Consider the following 18,070-nt stretch of genomic DNA (forward strand, 5'->3'; position numbering starts at 1 on the left):
TGCGGGTCGCCCTTGTATCTGTTTGAAAGCCTGAATCAACTGATTCAAACCTACCTGCCTGAAGACCAGATTAAGCGTCTTCAGCAGGCGTATCTCGTTGCACGTGACGCTCACGAGGGCCAGACACGTTCAAGCGGTGAACCCTATATCACGCACCCGGTAGCGGTGGCCTGTATTCTGGCCGAGATGAAACTCGACTACGAAACGCTGATGGCCGCTCTGCTGCATGACGTGATCGAAGATACCCCTGCCACTTATCAGGACATGGAACAGCTGTTTGGCAAAAGCGTTGCCGAACTGGTGGAAGGGGTCTCTAAGCTTGATAAGCTGAATTTCCGCGACAAGAAAGAGGCGCAAGCCGAAAACTTCCGCAAGATGATTATGGCGATGGTGCAGGATATCCGCGTCATTCTCATCAAACTCGCTGACCGTACCCACAACATGCGCACGCTGGGCTCACTTCGCCCGGATAAACGTCGCCGCATTGCCCGTGAAACTCTCGAAATCTACAGTCCGCTGGCGCACCGTTTAGGTATTCACCACATTAAAACCGAGCTGGAAGAGCTGGGTTTTGAAGCGTTGTACCCGAACCGCTATCGCGTGATTAAAGAGGTGGTGAAAGCCGCACGCGGTAACCGTAAAGAGATGATTCAAAAAATCCTCTCGGAAATTGAAGGGCGCTTACAGGAAGCGGGAATCCCGTGCCGCGTCAGCGGTCGCGAAAAACATTTGTACTCCATCTACTGCAAAATGGTGCTCAAAGAGCAGCGTTTTCACTCGATCATGGATATCTACGCTTTCCGCGTGATCGTCCACGACTCGGACACCTGCTATCGCGTGCTGGGGCAGATGCACAGCCTCTACAAACCGCGTCCGGGGCGCATGAAAGATTACATCGCTATCCCAAAAGCGAACGGCTATCAATCTTTGCACACCTCGATGATCGGTCCGCACGGCGTGCCTGTTGAGGTGCAAATTCGCACCGAAGACATGGACCAGATGGCAGAGATGGGTGTTGCCGCACACTGGGCGTATAAAGAGCACGGTGGCGAAAGCAGCACGACCGCACAAATCCGCGCCCAGCGCTGGATGCAGAGCCTGCTGGAGCTTCAGCAGAGTGCGGGTAGCTCCTTTGAATTTATCGAGAGCGTTAAATCCGATCTCTTCCCGGATGAGATTTACGTTTTCACCCCAGAAGGCCGCATTGTCGAACTGCCTGCGGGCGCAACGCCGGTCGACTTCGCTTACGCCGTGCACACCGATATCGGGCATGCCTGCGTCGGCGCGCGCGTCGACAGACAGCCTTATCCGCTCTCTCAGCCGCTCTCCAGCGGCCAGACGGTAGAAATTATTACTGCGCCGGGCGCACGTCCGAACGCGGCCTGGCTGAACTTTGTCGTGAGCTCCAAAGCACGCGCCAAAATTCGCCAGCTGCTGAAAAACCTCAAGCGTGATGATTCCGTCAGCCTGGGGCGTCGTCTGCTCAACCACGCGTTGGGCGGCAGCCGTAAGCTGGCTGAAATTCCGCAGGAGAACGTCCAGCGCGAGCTGGAGCGCATGAAGCTCGCGTCGCTTGATGACCTGCTGGCAGAGATTGGCCTCGGCAACGCCATGAGCGTGGTGGTGGCGAAGAACCTGCAGCAAGGCGACACGACAGCGGTGCCTGCAACCACGCAAAGCCACGGACACCTGCCGATTAAAGGCGCGGATGGGGTGCTGATCACCTTCGCAAAATGCTGTCGTCCAATCCCTGGCGACCCGATTATTGCGCACGTCAGCCCGGGTAAAGGGCTGGTTATCCACCACGAGTCCTGTCGTAACATTCGCGGCTACCAGAAAGAGGCCGAGAAGTTTATGGCGGTCGAGTGGGATAAAGAGACGGCGCAGGAATTTATCACCGAAATTAAGGTGGATATGTTCAACCACCAGGGTGCCCTGGCGAACCTGACGGCAGCGATCAACACGGCTTCTTCCAACATTCAGAGCCTGAATACGGAAGAAAAAGATGGCCGCGTGTATAGCGCCTTTATTCGTCTGACCGCCCGCGACCGCGTGCATCTGGCGAATATTATGCGCAAGATCCGCGTCATGCCGGACGTGATTAAAGTCACCCGAAACCGAAACTAGGTTTATGAATTCACAACGTTATGCACGTATCTGCGAAATGCTCGCCAGGCGTCAGCCTGACCTGACGGTCTGCATGGAGCAGGTGCACAAACCTCATAACGTCTCTGCTATCGTTCGTACCGCAGATGCCGTCGGTGTGCATGAAGTGCACGCCGTCTGGCCGGATGGCCGTATGCGCAATACGGTCTCGGCGGCGGCAGGTAGCAACAGCTGGGTGTCTGTCAAAAATCATCACACCATTGGCGAAGCCGTATCGCACCTGAAAGGGCGCGGGATGCAGATCCTTGCCACTAACCTGTCCGCTAAAGCCGTAGATTTCCGCGAGATCGACTACACCCGCCCGACCTGCATTTTGATGGGTCAGGAGAAAACCGGGATCTCCCGGGAAGCGCTGGATCTGGCGGATCGTGACATTATCATTCCGATGATCGGCATGGTGCAATCTTTGAACGTCTCCGTGGCGTCCGCACTCATTCTGTATGAAGCGCAGCGTCAGCGTCAGAACGCCGGGATGTACGAGCGCAGCAACAGCATGCTGCCGGAAGATGAACAGCAGCGCCTGCTGTTTGAAGGTGGTTATCCGGTGCTGGCTCGCGTTGCGAAGCAGAAAAAATTGCCTTACCCCCACGTCAATGCGCAGGGCGAAATTGAAGCCGATGCCGAGTGGTGGGCCACCATGCAGTACGCCGGGTAAGCGATGAAAGGCCGCCTGCTGGATGCCATCCCGCTTAACAGCCTGACAGGCGTGGGCGCGGCGCAAAGCAATAAGCTGGCAAAAATTGGCCTGCACACCGTGCAGGATCTCCTGCTTCACCTCCCCCTGCGTTACGAAGACCGCACTCAGCTCTACAAGATTGGCGATCTCCTTCCCGCCATTTACGCCACCGTTGAAGGCGAAGTCCTGAACTGCAACATCACCTTCGGCGGACGCCGGATGATGACCTGCCAGATCAGCGACGGCACCGGCATTCTCACCATGCGTTTTTTCAACTTCAGCGCGGCGATGAAAAACAGCCTGGCGACGGGCCGCAGGGTGCTGGCCTATGGCGAAGCCAAACGCGGGAAATACGGCGCAGAGATGATCCACCCGGAGTACCGCGTGCAGGGCGATCTCAGCACGCCGGAAATGCAGGAGACGCTTACCCCGGTTTACCCGACGACCGAAGGCATCAAGCAGGCGACGCTGCGTAAGCTCACCGATCAGGCGCTGGAGCTGCTGGATACCTGCGCAATTACCGAGCTGCTGCCGCCCGAGCTGGCGCAGGGCATGATGAGCCTGCCCGAGGCGCTGCGAACCCTGCATCGACCGCCGCCAACGCTGCAGCTCAGCGATTTAGAAAGCGGCAAACACCCCGCCCAACAGCGTCTTATCCTTGAGGAATTACTGGCACATAACCTGAGCATGCTGGCGCTTCGCGCGGGCGCGCAGCGTTTCCACGCCCAGCCCTTAAGCCCTCGTGATGAGCTCAAAGATAAGCTGCTGGCCTCTATGCCGTTTAAACCCACCGGCGCGCAGGCGCGCGTCACCGCCGAGATTGAACGCGATATGGCGCTCGACGTGCCGATGATGCGCCTGGTGCAGGGCGACGTGGGCTCCGGTAAAACGCTGGTTGCCGCCCTGGCGGCCCTGCGCGCGATTGCCCACGGTAAACAGGTGGCGCTAATGGCGCCGACCGAGCTGCTGGCTGAACAGCACGCCAACAATTTCCGCGCCTGGTTTGCGCCACTCGGGATTGAAGTGGGCTGGCTTGCAGGGAAGCAAAAAGGCAAAGCGCGCCTTGCGCAACAGGAGGCTATTGCCAGTGGGCAGGTGCAGATGATTGTCGGCACGCACGCTATCTTCCAGGAGCAGGTGCAGTTTAACGGTCTTGCGCTGGTGATCATCGACGAGCAGCACCGCTTCGGCGTGCATCAGCGTTTGGCATTATGGGAGAAAGGGCTGCAGCAGGGCTTCCACCCGCATCAGCTGATCATGACCGCCACGCCGATCCCGCGCACCCTGGCGATGACCGCCTACGCCGATCTGGATACCTCCACCATCGACGAACTGCCGCCGGGCCGTACCCCGGTCACCACGGTCGCCATTCCCGACACGCGCCGCAGCGATATCATTGACCGCGTGCGCAACGCCTGCACCCAGGAAGGGCGTCAGGCCTACTGGGTCTGTACGCTGATTGAAGAATCTGAACTGCTGGAAGCGCAGGCTGCCGAAGCCACGTGGGAAGAGCTTAAGCTGGCGCTGCCGGAGCTGAACGTGGGTCTGGTTCACGGACGCATGAAGCCCGCTGAAAAACAGGCGGTGATGCAGTCGTTCAAACAGGGTGATTTACATCTGCTGATCGCCACCACGGTGATCGAAGTCGGCGTGGACGTCCCGAATTCCAGCCTGATGATCATCGAAAACCCGGAGCGTCTCGGCCTTGCCCAGCTCCACCAGCTGCGCGGGCGCGTCGGCCGTGGCGCGGTTGCGTCCCACTGCGTTCTGCTCTACAAAGCGCCTCTTTCCAAAACCGCCCAGATGCGTCTTCAGGTGCTGCGCGACAGCAACGACGGTTTTGTGATTGCGCAAAAAGACCTGGAGATCCGCGGCCCGGGCGAACTGCTGGGCACGCGTCAGACGGGGAACGCCGAGTTCAAAGTGGCGGATTTGCTGCGCGATCAGGCCATGATCCCAGAAGTTCAGCGCCTGGCTCGCCATATTCATGAACGCTACCCCGAACAGGCGGCAGCGTTAATTGAGCGCTGGATGCCGGAAACCGAGCGCTATTCCAACGCCTGATTTCAGGCAAACATCGGCAGCATCAGATACAGCTTAATCACCAGCGCGTTGACGATATCAATGAAGAATGCGCCAACCATCGGGACCACAAGAAACGCCATGTGCGATGGCCCGAACCGTTCTGTGATCGCCTGCATATTGGCGATAGCCGTTGGAGTGGCCCCCAGACCAAACCCGCAGTGACCCGCCGCCAGCACCGCCGCATCGTAGTTTTTGCCCATCATGCGCCAGGTCACGAACATGGCGTACAGCGCCATAAACAGCGCCTGTACCGCCAGAATCGCCACCATCGGTAGCGCCAGCGAAGCCAGTTCCCACAGCTTGAGGCTCATCAGCGCCATCGCCAGGAACAGCGACAGGCAGACGTTGCCGAGCACCGATACCGCCCGTTCAAACACGCGGTAGAAGCCCATCAGCGCCAGACCGTTGCTCAGGATCACCCCGATAAACAGCACGCAGACAAACGTCGGCAGTTCAAATGCGGAACCCGCCAGCCATTGCGCAACCACTTTGCCCACGGTCAGGCAGATGGCGATCGTCGCGATAGTTTCAATCAGCACCAGCGAGGTAATGCTGCGCCCGACGTCCGGCTTTTCGAACGCGGTCGGCACCAGCTCATCGTCAGGCCTGCCGTTCGGCGTGGTGGAGTGCTTAACCAGATACCGCGCCACCGGGCCGCCAATCAGGCCACCCAGAACCAGGCCAAAGGTCGCACAGGCCATCGCCACTTCCGTCGCATTTTCAAACCCATAGCGCTCGATGAACAGCTTGCTCCACGCGGCCCCGGTTCCGTGACCGCCCGAAAGGGTAATCGACCCCGCCAGCAATCCCATCAGCGGATCCAGCCCCAGCAGCGTTGCCATGCCGATGCCAATGGCGTTTTGCATCAGCAGCAGCCCCACCACCACAATCAGGAATACGCCGAGCACCTTACCGCCCGAGCGCAGGCTCGCCAGGTTGGCGTTCAGGCCGATAGTGGCAAAGAAGGCCAGCATCAGCGGATCTTTCAGGGACATATCAAAATCGATTTCCCAGCCCATGCTTTTTTTCAGTATAAGCAGAGCCAGCGCCACCAGCAGGCCACCGGCGACAGGTTCAGGAATGGTGTATTTCTTCAGAAGGGAAACGCTATGTACCAGCTTGCGACCAAGCAGAAGAACCAGCGTTGCGGCAACAAGGGTCGACAACGTATCGAGATGAATCATAAAAGGCTCCTGTAATGCGCGTGTTCCATACACACGCGGCGTTATCCTGGGCCGGGTTGCGCTCTTCATGAGCTCCCGGCGCAAAAAGTGTAATTTTTTTTCCCCACGCGTTGTAGAAAACCTGCTCACAGCAGCAGATTTTCTTCCCTTTTTTTGCTGGCAATCGTTTGCTTTTACCAGGTGGTCAGATAAAATGCCCGCTTTTCCACCGTGGGATTGCCGCCGATGTCCGTTAACACCATAGAGTCGCCTGATGCGCAACCGATTGCGCAGAAGCAAAATAGCGAACTGATTTACCGCCTTGAAGACCGCCCGCCGCTGCCGCAAACGCTTTTCGCCGCCTGCCAGCATCTTCTGGCAATGTTTGTTGCGGTGATCACCCCGGCGCTGCTGATTTGCCAGGCGCTCGGCTTACCGGCGCAGGACACGCAGCACATTATCAGCATGTCTCTCTTCGCCTCCGGCGTGGCCTCGATTATTCAAATTAAAGCGTGGGGTCCGGTGGGGTCGGGATTATTGTCGATTCAGGGCACCAGCTTTAACTTCGTGGCACCGCTGATCATGGGCGGTGCGGCGCTGAAAACCGGCGGTGCGGATGTTCCGACCATGATGGCGGCGCTGTTCGGCACGCTGATGCTGGCCAGCTGTACGGAGATGGTGATCTCCCGCGTTCTGCATCTGGCTCGCCGCGTCATCACCCCGCTGGTTTCCGGCGTGGTCGTGATGATTATCGGCCTGTCGCTGATCCAGGTGGGCCTGACGTCCATCGGCGGCGGCTATGCCGCAATGAGCGACCACACCTTCGGCGCGCCGAAAAACCTGCTGCTGGCGGGTGTCGTGCTGGCGATCATTATTCTGCTTAACCGTCAGCGTAACCCTTACCTGCGCGTCGCCTCGCTGGTGATCGCCATGGCGGCGGGCTACCTGCTGGCGTGGGCGCTGCGCATGCTGCCGGAGAACACCGCGCCGACCAACAGCGCGCTGATCGTCGTTCCTACGCCGCTGTACTACGGACTGGGCATTGACTGGGGCCTGCTCCTGCCGCTGATGCTGGTCTTTATGATCACCTCTCTGGAGACCATCGGTGATATCACCGCCACCTCGGACGTCTCCGAGCAGCCGGTGTCCGGCCCGCTGTACATGAAGCGCCTCAAAGGCGGCGTGCTGGCGAACGGCCTGAACTCATTTGTCTCTGCGGTATTCAACACCTTCCCGAACTCCTGCTTCGGTCAGAACAACGGCGTGATCCAGCTGACCGGCGTTGCCAGCCGCTACGTCGGTTTTGTGGTGGCGCTGATGCTGATCGTTCTCGGCCTGTTCCCGGCGGTAAGCGGCTTTGTGCAGCATATCCCTGAGCCAGTGCTGGGCGGCGCGACGCTGGTGATGTTCGGCACTATCGCGGCCTCCGGCGTGCGTATTGTCTCCCGCGAGCCGCTGAACCGCCGCGCGATCATGATTATCGCGCTGTCGCTGGCCGTTGGCCTGGGCGTGTCCCAGCAGCCGCTGATCCTGCAGTTTGCGCCTGACTGGGTGAAAAACTTGCTCTCTTCCGGCATTGCCGCGGGCGGTATCACCGCTATCGTTCTGAACCTCGTTTTCCCGCCTGAAAAGAACTGATCATCTTCACGGCAGGTAGTCAATGCCTGCCGTGACATCTAATTACACCATTCCCGCCTTGAGGATTGCGCATAAATCGTGCATAACTCCCTTATGTGCGTTTTGCGGGATGGAAGACCATGAAATTTATTGGAAAGCTACTCGTCTATCTTCTGGTAGCCCTGCTCATTGTGCTGCTGGCGCTCTATATTCTGCTCCAGACCCGCTGGGGCGCGTCTCAGGTCAGCAGCTGGGTGACGGTGAATACCGACTACGAACTCAGTTTCGACAAGATGAATCACCGCTTTTCGTCGCCTTCCCACATCATTCTGGAAAACGTCACCTTCGGTCGGGACGGTAAACCCGCCACGCTGGTTGCCAAAAAAGTCGATATCGGCCTGAGCAGCCGCCAGATAACCGATCCGCTGCATATGGACACCATCACCCTGTTCGACGGCACGCTGAATCTCTCGCCTCAAACGGCACCGCTGCCGTTCCAGGCGGATCGCCTGCAGCTGAACAATATGGCGTTTAACAGCCCGAATACCGAATGGGACCTGAGCGCGCAAAAGGTCACGGGCGGCGTCAGCCCGTGGCAGCCGGAAGCGGGCAACGTGCTGGGGAACAACGCGCAGATCCAGATGAGCGCGGGCTCGCTGACCCTGAACGGCGTACCGGCAACCAACGTGCTGATCGAGGGCCAGCTTAACGGCAGGGAAGTGGTGCTGAAAACGATTGGCGCCGATATGGCCCGTGGCTCGCTTACCGGCTCCGCCCTGCGCAACGCCGACGGGAGCTGGATTATCGACACGATGCGCCTGAATGAGATCCGCCTGCAGAGCGATAAAACGCTGATGGCGTTCTTCGCGCCACTGGCCTCCATCCCTTCTCTGCAAATTGGTCGTCTGGACGTGACCGACGCCCGGCTTCAGGGCCCGGACTGGGCGGTGACCGATCTCGACTTAAGCCTGCGCAACCTGACTCTCAGCAAAGGCGACTGGCAGAGCCAGGAAGGCCGCCTGTCCATGAACGCCAGCGAGTTTATCTACGGCTCGCTGCATCTTTTCGACCCGATCCTGAATGCGGAGTTTTCCCCGCAGGGCATGGCGCTGCGTCAGTTCACCTCCCGCTGGGAAGGCGGCATGGTGCGCACGTCCGGTAACTGGCTGCGCGGCGGTAAAGCGCTGGTGCTGGACGATGTTGCCATCGCCGGGCTGGAGTACACCCTGCCGCAGAACTGGAAAACGCTTTGGATGGAGCCCCTACCGGAATGGCTGAACAGCGTCACGCTGCAAAAATTCGGCCTGAGCCGTAACCTGGTGATCGACATCGATCCTGCCTTCCCGTGGCAGATCACCTCTCTGGATGGCTATGGCGCAAACCTGCAGCTTGTGAAAGATCGCCAGTGGGGCGTCTGGGGCGGCAGCGCGACCCTGAACGGCGCGGCGGCGACCTTTAACCGCGTCGACGTGCGCCGTCCGTCGCTCGCGCTGAATGCGAACGCCGCCACGGTGAACATTACCGACCTTAGCGCCTTTACCGAGAAAGGTATTCTTGAAGCAACGGCGACGGTTTCACAGCTTCCGCAGCGGCAGACTACGGTGAGCCTGAACGGGCGCGGCGTACCGCTCAACGTGCTGCAGCAGTGGGGCTGGCCTGCGCTGCCGATTGCGGGCGACGGCAATATTCAGCTCACCGCCAGCGGTAGCGTGCAGGCGAATGCCCCACTTAAGCCAACGGTGAACGGCAAGCTGAACGCGGTGAATATGGATAAACAGCAGGTACAGCAGACGATGACGGGCGGAGTGGTTTCAACACCGGTGCAATAAACAAGCCGGGTGGCGCAAGGTAAATGCAAAACGGCAACCCTGTTGCCGTTTTTGATGTTTGTTCCCTCTCCCTGTGGGAGAGGGTCAGGGTGAGGGCACCAGACCGCATAATTATCGTAGGCCCGGTAAGCGAAGCGCCACCGGGCATTTTTCCAGCTCAGAAGTGAACCACCACCTCATCCCCCTCGGCTTTCACCACCACACCCCACTCGCAGCCCTCGTGTGAACCGCCCTTCACGTCGCTCACCTTCTGCACGTTGCGCAAGCACACCGACCAGTTTTGTGCGTCTCCCGCACCGGTAAAGGTCACGATGTCGCCCCGACGTGACGCCTTCAGCGTAAACGCCACGGAGCCGTCCGCCGCAGGCACTTGGCTCACCGCCGTTGCGCCGTCGTCCAGGTTAAACAGCTGGAAGGCCGTCCCCTCATTCCACGCGTAGTCCGGCTTCTGGTTGTTGTTACCCAGCGCCAGCTGCGTATTGTCGCGCACGTAGACCGGCAGGCTCATGAAATTGTGCTGCTGCTTATGCCAGCGGCTGCCCTGAATTTCGTCGTTGTGCCACAGGTGCGTCCAGCGTCCTTCCGGCAGGTAGAACTGCACGTCGCCCGCCTCGGAGAACACCGGCGCGACCATCACCGAATCCCCCAGCATGTACTGGCGGTCGAGGTAATCGCACGCCGGATCGTCCGGGAACTCCAGCATCATCGCCCGCAGCATCGGCGTACCGAACCCGCGCGCCAGCGCCGCCTGACGATACAGATACGGCATCAGCTGACACTTCAGCTGCGTGAAGTGGCGCACCACGTCGCAGGACTCGTCATCGTACGCCCACGGCACGCGGTAGGATTTGCTGCCGTGCAGGCGGCTGTGGCTGGAGAACAGCCCGAACGCGCACCAGCGTTTGTAGACGTGCGCCGGAGCGGTGTTTTCGAACCCGCCGATATCGTGGCTCCAGAACCCGAAGCCGGACAGGCCAATCGACAGCCCGCCGCGCAGGCTTTCGGCCATCGATTCATAGTTGGCGTAGCAGTCGCCGCCCCAGTGCACCGGGAACTGCTGTGCACCGACGGACGCGGAGCGGGCAAACAGCACCGCCTCTTTCTCCCCCACAGTCTCTTTCAGCACGTTCCACACCAGCTCGTTATAGATGTAGGCGTAGTGGTTGTGCATCTTCTGCGGATCGGACCCGTCGAACCACTGCACGTCCGTCGGGATACGCTCGCCGAAGTCGGTCTTGAAGCAGTCGACGCCGATGTCCACCAGGCCTTTCAGCTTATCGGCATACCACTGGCACGCCTCCGGGTTGGTGAAGTCGTAAATCGCCAGCCCCGGCTGCCATTTGTCCCACTGCCACAGAGAGCCGTCCGGGCGCTTGAGCAGGTAGCCCTTCTCTTTCAGCTCCCGGAAGATCGGGGATTTCTGGCCGATGTACGGGTTGATCCACACGCAGACCTTCAGCCCTTTCTCCTTCAGGCGGCGGATCATCCCTTCCGGGTCCGGGAAGGTCACCGGGTCCCACTCAAAATCACACCACTGGAAGGCCTTCATCCAGAAGCAGTCGAAGTGGAACACGTGCAGCGGCAGGTCGCGCTCGGCCATGCCGTCGATAAAGCTGTTGACCGTCGCTTCGTCGTAGTTGGTGGTGAACGAGGTGGTGAGCCACAGGCCGAACGACCACGCAGGCGGCAGCGCCGGGCGGCCGGTGAAGCGGGTATAGCGGTTCAGCACCTCTTTCGGCGTCGGGCCGTCGATCACGAAGTATTCGAGATATTCCCCTTCCACGCTGAACTGCACTTTGGAGACCTTCTCGGAGCCGACTTCAAACGAGACGTTTTCCGGATGATTCACCAGCACGCCGTAGCCGCGGTTGGTCAGGTAGAACGGGATGTTTTTGTAGGACTGCTCGGTGCTGGTGCCGCCGTCGCGGTTCCAGGTTTCGACCGTCTGGCCGTTGCGCACCAGCGCGGTAAAGCGCTCGCCCAGACCGTAGACCGTTTCCCCCACGCCCAGATCCAGACGCTCAAAAACGTAACTGCGGTCGGTATTGCTGTCCTGCACGTAGCCGTTGTTTTTCAGCTGGCTGCCGGTAATGCGCTGGCCGTTACGCAGGAAATCCAGCGCCCAGAACTCGCCTTTGGTGACGCGCGCGCTGACGCTTCCGCTTTTCAGCTCGGCAAAATCGGGGGTGTTTTCAATCTCTACCTTCACGTTTTTCAGAACGTTCAGCGGATAGTGCGGGCCGTTATTCAGCGCGCCCTGGAAGTGCTCGATGCGCACCCCGACAATCCCTTCCTGCGGGGCAAACAGGCGCACCGTGAACATCAACGTGTCGAGCTGCCAGGTGCGCTCGCGCACGTCGCGCGGCGCAACAAACACCACCAGATCGTTGCCCTGCTGCTCCACGTCGAACACCTGAACCGGATACGTCACGTTCAGGCCCGGTTGAATAAGCCAGTTTCCATCACTGATTTTCATACTCTCGTCCTCTTAGTTCTGTAATTCTTTGCTGACCGGCAGGTTTTCAAACTCCTTCTGATTGCGGCGCGCGCCCTGCGCCAGCTCGCCCAGGATTTTGGTCAGGAAAGGGGTTTTCAGCGTGTAGTAGCGTTTGGCGATGATGGCGCTCAGCACGTAGCAGACCGCCGGAGCCAGGGTAAACAGGCCGATAATGATGCTGATGGTCGCGCTGTTCTGAGTTTTGGCTGCCGCGTCGTAGCCGCCGCCTGCCAGCATCCAGCCGATCATCGCTCCGCCCAGCGCCAGGCCGAGCTTCAGCACGAACAGCGTGCCCGCAAAGCTAATTCCTGTCAGACGCTTACCGTTGGTCCATTCGCCGTAGTCGACGGTATCGGACATCATCACCCACTGGATCGGCGTCACCAGCTGGTGCAACACGCCGATGACGAAGATAAAGGCGAACATCAGCACGGTGGCGTGCATCGGCACGAAGAACATCGCCACGCTGACCACCGCCAGCGCGGCGTTGGTCCACCAGAAAATGCTGACCTTGCACTTCCAGTCGGTGAGCGGTTTCGCCAGCGCGGAGCCGATCAGGTTGCCGACGCAGTAAGTGGTGAGGAAGGCGACGAACACCTCCGGCGAGCCCATGATCCAGGTGCAGTAGTACATCATCGCGCCGCCGCGCACGCAGACGGCAAGGATGTTGAGGATGGTGAGCACACCAACAATACGCCACTGGTCGTTGTGCCAGATATCACGCAGGTCTTCACGCATGGAGGTGGTGCTCGGCGGCACCTGGATGCGCTCTTTGGTGGTGAAGAAGCAGAATGCCAGCATCAGGAACGCGACCACCGACAGCACGGCAATCCCGCCCTGGAATCCAAAGGCTTTGTCGTCGCCGCCAATCAGGTTGACCAGCGGCATCATCAGCACCGTGGAGAGCATTCCACCCGCCGTCGCCAGCACAAAGCGCCAGGACTGAAGGGAAATACGCTGCGTCGGGTCACTGGTGATCACGCCGCCAAGCGCGCAGTAGGGGATGTTGACCACGGTATAGAGCAGGGTCAGCAGCGTGTAGGTAACAGCGGCGTAAACCATTTTGCCGTTGAGGCTGAGGTCCGGCGTGGTGTAGGCCAGCACGCAGACGATGCCGAACGGGATGGCGCCGAACAAAATCCACGGACGGAACTTGCCCCAGCGGCTGCGGGTGCGGTCGGCAATCAGCCCCATGCACGGGTCGGAGATCGCATCCAGCGCGCGCGCCAGCAGGAACATGGTGCCGACAAACCCGGCAGGTATGCCGAAAATATCGGTGTAGAAAAACATCATGTACAACATGACGTTATCAAAAATGATGTGGCTGGCGGCGTCTCCCATGCCGTAGCCAATCTTCTCTTTTACTGACAATACTTCGCTCATTTTTTTATCCTTCACGCTGTAGGGGGCGCTGAGACCGGTTACAGAGTTTTAAACCATTGTTTCAGGAGCGGGTATTGCGTTTTCTGGTTAGCAGATTACGTTTCTTGTTTTTTGTGATCGCGGTAAATACTGGTGAGCACGAAAGGCTAACCTGAGGATTTTCTTAAGAATTAGCTGAAACAGGGGGGTACAGGTCAAAAGAGAGGTGAAAAAAGTGTGCGGGGGGATGTGGTAAATGCCTGAAAGTAGCTATAATGCGCCCCGCCTCCATGTAGCAATCGAGGCGCGGAAGATCGTCATCTCCGGTGAGGTGGCTGGACTTCAAATCCAGTTGGGGACGCCAGCGTTCCCGGGCAGGTTCGACTCCTGTGATCTTCCGCCAAAATTTTACATTTCTGCGCAAAATGCTGCTTTGTCCTGCCAACTGTTCATATAAGATATTTATTAATTTCTTTTTCCCCTACAATACATACTTATTTTTAAAGACATTTTAAGGGAACTCGCATGCTCGTTCACTTTACAAGTAGTTATGAAAACATAGAGTCAATTCTGAAAGATAAAGGCCTCCTAATTAAGTATTGTGGTGAAGAGTTCTCAAATAAAAATAAAAGAATATCATCTAACGCTGCCCATCCCATGGTCTCATTTAGTAAATTCAGAGAAGATGAATTATTAGGTAGAACAATAAGTTATGGACAGTACGGAATAGCTTTTAAAAGCGACTGGGCAATAAGAAGTCAAGTGAATCCAGTTATATATATGAACAACGATTCTTTTGCTTCTTCGGGTCTTGAAGATTTGCTAGAAGCAAGGAGAAACACTCTTAATAAACTCCCATCAAAATTGAGACTAGCAATTATTAAAATAAAGTGCTTCACTAAAAATGCAGTTGGATTTAATAGCTGGGCAAATAAAAAAGATTATAAATTTTATGAGGAAAATGAATGGCGCTTCGTTCCATCAAAAAAACAAATTGGTGGAAACTTAATTTCAGTAAATTACTCAGCCTATAAAAAAAACAAAGACAAATATAATTCTAGAATTGCTCGGTATAAACTACCATTTGAATTTGATGATATTAAATGGATTTATACAAGTGAAGATACTATTGAGCTTCTGAAAGAGAGTTTACCAGAACTTGCGGGTAAAATTAAAATATCAACATGGCAAACATCTACATTTGAAAGGAGTGAATAAATGCCTATTTTCATAAGTTATTCGCATCAAGATAAAGAATTTGTTGACAAGTTAGCTCTACAACTTATCAATAGAAACATAAACATCTGGTTAGATCGTTGGGAATTGTCTGTAGGGGATACTATTCTCGATAAAGTACAAGATGCATTGGATGGAGCAAGCGCTTTATTAGTTATTCTGTCAAAAGCATCTACATCCTCAGAATGGTGTAAAAAAGAATTGTCTTCAGGGTTATTAAGAGAACTTGAAGAGAAAAGAGTTGTTGTGCTCCCCGTTTTACTTGAAGATTGTACTATGCCTATATTTGCCAGAGGTAAAATGTATGCTGATTTTCGCAACAACTTTGATCAAGGCTTTACCCAGATAATTGAAAGTATTGCAAAAATCATAAGCCCATCACTTAATAGAAGTATCCAGGATCCTGAATGTGTTACCGACTGGTCAATTGATCATGGTGATGTCAATGGACAACTTGCAATTGTATTAAATTACGTACAACACCCTTTGAAACTCCCTTTTACCTGTTTGATTAACATTGAAATATTAGCGAATGAATATGCTACAGATATTTTCCACGAGATAGCAAAGAAAAAGGGAATTGACTTTGCGAAGATGAATGTTATCGAAAGTCTAAATGCAATGTTTGAGACAAAAGGGGAGCTTAGACAAGTCTTATCCTCTGAAAAGGAAGAAATATATAGATGTATACTAGATGGGAATGAACCGAATGAGAATTATAATGTCAGAATAGGAACTCGAAGAGTAGGTGAAGATACTGGAAGGAATATTCTGATTAATACAAGCGCAATTGTTACAGAAACCTTAAAACATATGAAAGATGTATTACGAAAACCAAAGCCTAAAAATTAGTTTTTAAACCTTAAAAAAGTGATATCTCCAAAAAATTATCCTTTCGGAATGATTCCTTTTCTTTTTAAAGCTTCTCTCGCCAGCTCCTTCAACCAGCTGGCGAGACTCACCCCTTCCTCAGCCGCCACCGCATCCAATTGTTCTTTTAATGCCGGATCAATACGCATCTTAAACTGCGGAGACTGCCCACCACCTTTTGGTTTTTTTTCGCGCGATATGATTGACATGAGGCCACCTATCCATTTACTCTGATACAAATAGGAGGCTACCTAAGTCCCCCCTGTGTTTGCAACGCCCCGATGTGCGGGAACACAACCGGAGCGTCTAACCTCACCAACTATCAAGGAGTTGATTATGGCTGATTCGCATTCTACCCCAGACACCGACCAATCCGGAACCGAGCGTTCGTTAATTGTGGGATATCGCCCGAATGTTTTCGACAAATCCACGCCCAATATCATTCTGTCCGGCAAGTGGCTGCGCGCGGCGGGTTTTGATACCGGACAGCAGGTCACGGTAAAGATCATGAAAGGGTGTATCGTTCTGGTGGCGTATAACGAGCAGGAGCAGAGGTTGCAGGATGATTATAAACGGACGAAGGCAAAGCTCATTGAGATAGAGGACGCGCTTGCCGCGATCCAAACTCCACGTCCCGGAAAGCGCCTCGCAAAATCAAATACAAGCCACCTGGCTTAACGACTGTTTCTGGCATACAACCAGCCATGCGTGTTAGACGATGTAGATGGGGAGACGACATGCAAAGAAAGACGCAACCCCATCGCCGTGTTCGAACCATCAATTAGCATCTCGTAAATAGAATTTCTGATGGCGAAATTGATCAGCATCCAAGTATCCGGAAATTCCGGATACTTGGCCAGGAAAGGAGACATCAGATTTCTAGTGAGAGATCACTACAATCTCAAAGCAACACTCGTAGTTACGCTCAGCTCGTGGCACCCAGTTTCGCCTTTACCGGCCATACGGCTATTAAACTAATACACAACGGATCTAACGCCCTCATTCTCACGCTCATACAATATCTAAATTGATAGCCAATCATTATTCATGATAAATATAATACAAGGTTAAAATCCCTGTATTTTTTATTAAAGATAAACTATTGCGATATACATCACAGCAGAACGTCAATATTAATAGAAACTTGTGCCTATGTTTACTGTTAAAGGGTGCAATATGTATTATAGCGACTCATTAATAACATCAATAGATGCACATAAAATATTGGCTTTAAAGTTAGAACATGCCTTAACTGGCGTAAAAGATGAAGTATTAAAGCAAGCACAACTGTTAGATGATGGGGCAACACGATTAAGCTATCAACTTTCGTGCTTTACTGAAAACTATCAGGACGTATGTTTACGGTTACGCAAAGAAGACTCAAGATTTTTGATAGGTATTGTCCAGTTAATAAAACACAGAGACGTTATCTTTAAGATGCTCTATATTTATATTAAAAGTCTATTAAGCAACAAGAGTGAAAAAAGAATACATAACATACAACGAAATCTTATGTATTTAGGCATATCAATTTCATCATCGATGCTCTCCAGCCAGGCTTTTATATATTCGGCAACTATTGCAATTTGTAGTAGTGTTCATACCAACATTTGGATGAAAGAAAAGATCACATCGTTTTCTACTTATGCTGTCCTTGGTTTAAAAGTTTATGGCATCGTTGAGCAGGCATCCAGAAGCGCCAACCATCTAAAAAACTATAATGCTTATTACTATAATCTCCTTTATCAGGAAGAGCTTGAAATGATGTTTTTCTTGATTGAGCCCATAATAATGAGGTCCCCCATACTTAACCAAGCTTATGCTTCAGACAGCGACATTGCATATGCGATTTCAAGGATGATAAAGGGATGATCAAAGCTATTAAATACTGGCTAAAAGGCCAACTCATATTCTTCCTGAGAGGAGCAATTCCCCTTTTATTCGTCATAATATTTGCACTATTTGCCGTAACCTGGCTACCCGAAAAAATCGTAATGAATGCAATATGGTCAATTGTAGTTATTGTAGGCCTCTATATCCTTTTACATAAAAAAAGATAATGACTATTTAACAGGAGTAAATTATGTCAATTCCCGCTCATCTGTGGTTGTTTGATGAAAATGGTTCGCCCATAGTTGGTCCATCCTTGCTGCCAGCGAGATTAGGATCGTTTGAAATCCGTTCAGTTATCCATCAGGTATGGATCCCTGAGAGCTCGAATACGGGTCGTTTGACAGGTACGAGAGTTCATTCCCCCTTAAACTTGCATAAGGAATTTGATGCTGCAACGCCTGTTTTGTATCGTGCAATGTGTGAAGGAAGAATATTCCAAAAAGCAGTTTTGAAAATGTATCGAATTCTTGACTAGGGTGTTGAGAGTGAGTATTTCAATATGATAATGGAGAACGTAAAGATCACCTCTATATCACCCCTGTTGCATCCCACCGGCTTAACAAGCACGCATCTCGAAGATATTCAACTCCGTTACGAGAAGATTACATGGAAACATTGCGATGGGAACATTGCCTACACTGATGAATGGAATAATCGTGCTACGTATTAGGGCATC

General features: G+C 54.1%; 13 protein-coding genes, 1 tRNA gene and 1 pseudogene. 11 read left to right on the forward strand and 4 right to left on the reverse strand.

All coding sequences use genetic code 11. From position 1 onward, the window contains the following. The first annotated feature begins 12 nt into the window (after nucleotides 1–12). Genes spoT through recG form a run of 3 tightly spaced genes read left to right on the forward strand, consistent with a single transcriptional unit; the run spans nucleotide 13 to nucleotide 4,906 of the window. A complete protein-coding gene (gene spoT, locus AC1VYI_RS23930) occupies nucleotides 13–2,127 on the forward strand; it encodes a bifunctional GTP diphosphokinase/guanosine-3',5'-bis pyrophosphate 3'-pyrophosphohydrolase (RefSeq protein ID WP_023309883.1) in 2,115 nt (704 codons plus the stop codon). A gap of 4 nt (nucleotides 2,128–2,131) precedes the next feature. Further along, nucleotides 2,132–2,821: a tRNA (guanosine(18)-2'-O)-methyltransferase TrmH gene (trmH, locus tag AC1VYI_RS23935; protein ID WP_045354723.1), complete on the forward strand. Its 690-nt coding sequence runs from the start codon at nucleotides 2,132–2,134 to the stop codon at nucleotides 2,819–2,821. Nucleotides 2,822–2,824: 3 nt separating this feature from the next. Next, nucleotides 2,825–4,906, forward strand: coding sequence for an ATP-dependent DNA helicase RecG (recG, locus tag AC1VYI_RS23940; RefSeq protein ID WP_045354720.1), 2,082 nt, complete (start codon nucleotides 2,825–2,827; stop codon nucleotides 4,904–4,906). Between the two features lie 2 nt (nucleotides 4,907–4,908). Here the strand turns inward: recG and gltS are convergent, their stop codons facing one another. Next, on the reverse strand, nucleotides 4,909–6,111 hold the full coding sequence (gene gltS, locus AC1VYI_RS23945) for a sodium/glutamate symporter (protein WP_023309880.1): 1,203 nt from the start codon (nucleotides 6,109–6,111) through the stop codon (nucleotides 4,909–4,911). A gap of 225 nt (nucleotides 6,112–6,336) precedes the next feature. On the opposite strand from gltS, the gene AC1VYI_RS23950 reads away from it, so the two are divergent. Together AC1VYI_RS23950 and AC1VYI_RS23955 are read left to right on the forward strand one after the other, a co-directional pair. Further along, nucleotides 6,337–7,728 carry a nucleobase:cation symporter-2 family protein gene (locus tag AC1VYI_RS23950; protein WP_134866962.1) on the forward strand — a complete coding sequence of 464 codons (1,392 nt, stop codon included), beginning with the start codon at nucleotides 6,337–6,339 and terminating at the stop codon, nucleotides 7,726–7,728. 119 nt (nucleotides 7,729–7,847) lie between these two features. Then, a complete protein-coding gene (locus AC1VYI_RS23955) occupies nucleotides 7,848–9,536 on the forward strand; it encodes an AsmA family protein (protein ID WP_226483388.1) in 1,689 nt (562 codons plus the stop codon). 157 nt (nucleotides 9,537–9,693) lie between these two features. Here the strand turns inward: AC1VYI_RS23955 and yicI are convergent, their stop codons facing one another. Both yicI and AC1VYI_RS23965 read right to left on the reverse strand, forming a co-directional pair. Further along, nucleotides 9,694–12,012 carry an alpha-xylosidase gene (gene yicI / locus AC1VYI_RS23960; protein ID WP_134866963.1) on the reverse strand — a complete coding sequence of 773 codons (2,319 nt, stop codon included), beginning with the start codon at nucleotides 12,010–12,012 and terminating at the stop codon, nucleotides 9,694–9,696. A 12-nt stretch (nucleotides 12,013–12,024) separates the two neighbouring features. Next, the gene (locus AC1VYI_RS23965; RefSeq protein WP_134866964.1) at nucleotides 12,025–13,416 is read right to left on the reverse strand and encodes a glycoside-pentoside-hexuronide family transporter; all 1,392 of its coding nucleotides are present in this window, start codon (nucleotides 13,414–13,416) and stop codon (nucleotides 12,025–12,027) included. Nucleotides 13,417–13,703: 287 nt separating this feature from the next. Here AC1VYI_RS23965 and AC1VYI_RS23970 point away from each other — a divergent pair. The 3 genes from AC1VYI_RS23970 to AC1VYI_RS23980 all read left to right on the forward strand — a co-directional run bounded on the left by AC1VYI_RS23970 (nucleotide 13,704) and on the right by AC1VYI_RS23980 (nucleotide 15,483). Continuing rightward, a tRNA-Sec gene (locus AC1VYI_RS23970) sits at nucleotides 13,704–13,798 on the forward strand. Nucleotides 13,799–13,920: 122 nt separating this feature from the next. Next, complete coding sequence (locus AC1VYI_RS23975; RefSeq protein ID WP_226483387.1) at nucleotides 13,921–14,613, forward strand: abortive infection system antitoxin AbiGi family protein; 693 nt, start codon at nucleotides 13,921–13,923, stop codon at nucleotides 14,611–14,613. After that, nucleotides 14,614–15,483, forward strand: a complete 870-nt coding sequence (locus AC1VYI_RS23980; protein WP_126303915.1) for a toll/interleukin-1 receptor domain-containing protein — start codon at nucleotides 14,614–14,616, stop codon at nucleotides 15,481–15,483. A 35-nt stretch (nucleotides 15,484–15,518) separates the two neighbouring features. On the opposite strand, the gene AC1VYI_RS23985 is transcribed toward AC1VYI_RS23980, so the two are convergent. Next, a complete protein-coding gene (locus AC1VYI_RS23985) occupies nucleotides 15,519–15,710 on the reverse strand; it encodes a toxin-antitoxin system HicB family antitoxin (RefSeq protein WP_047626561.1) in 192 nt (63 codons plus the stop codon). A 127-nt stretch (nucleotides 15,711–15,837) separates the two neighbouring features. Between AC1VYI_RS23985 and AC1VYI_RS23990 the strand changes: the two genes are divergently transcribed. From AC1VYI_RS23990 to AC1VYI_RS24000, 3 genes and pseudogenes are all read left to right on the forward strand, one after another. After that, complete coding sequence (locus AC1VYI_RS23990; protein ID WP_226483386.1) at nucleotides 15,838–16,179, forward strand: SymE family type I addiction module toxin; 342 nt, start codon at nucleotides 15,838–15,840, stop codon at nucleotides 16,177–16,179. A 498-nt stretch (nucleotides 16,180–16,677) separates the two neighbouring features. Beyond that, nucleotides 16,678–17,373 (forward strand): hypothetical protein, encoded by a 696-nt coding sequence (locus AC1VYI_RS23995; RefSeq protein WP_126786504.1) that lies wholly within the window; start codon nucleotides 16,678–16,680, stop codon nucleotides 17,371–17,373. A 211-nt stretch (nucleotides 17,374–17,584) separates the two neighbouring features. Next, nucleotides 17,585–18,064: pseudogene (locus tag AC1VYI_RS24000) on the forward strand (Hcp family type VI secretion system effector). Nucleotides 18,065–18,070: the final 6 nt, after the last annotated feature.

It is taken from the genome of Enterobacter sp. QK-SA4, assembly GCF_056856775.1.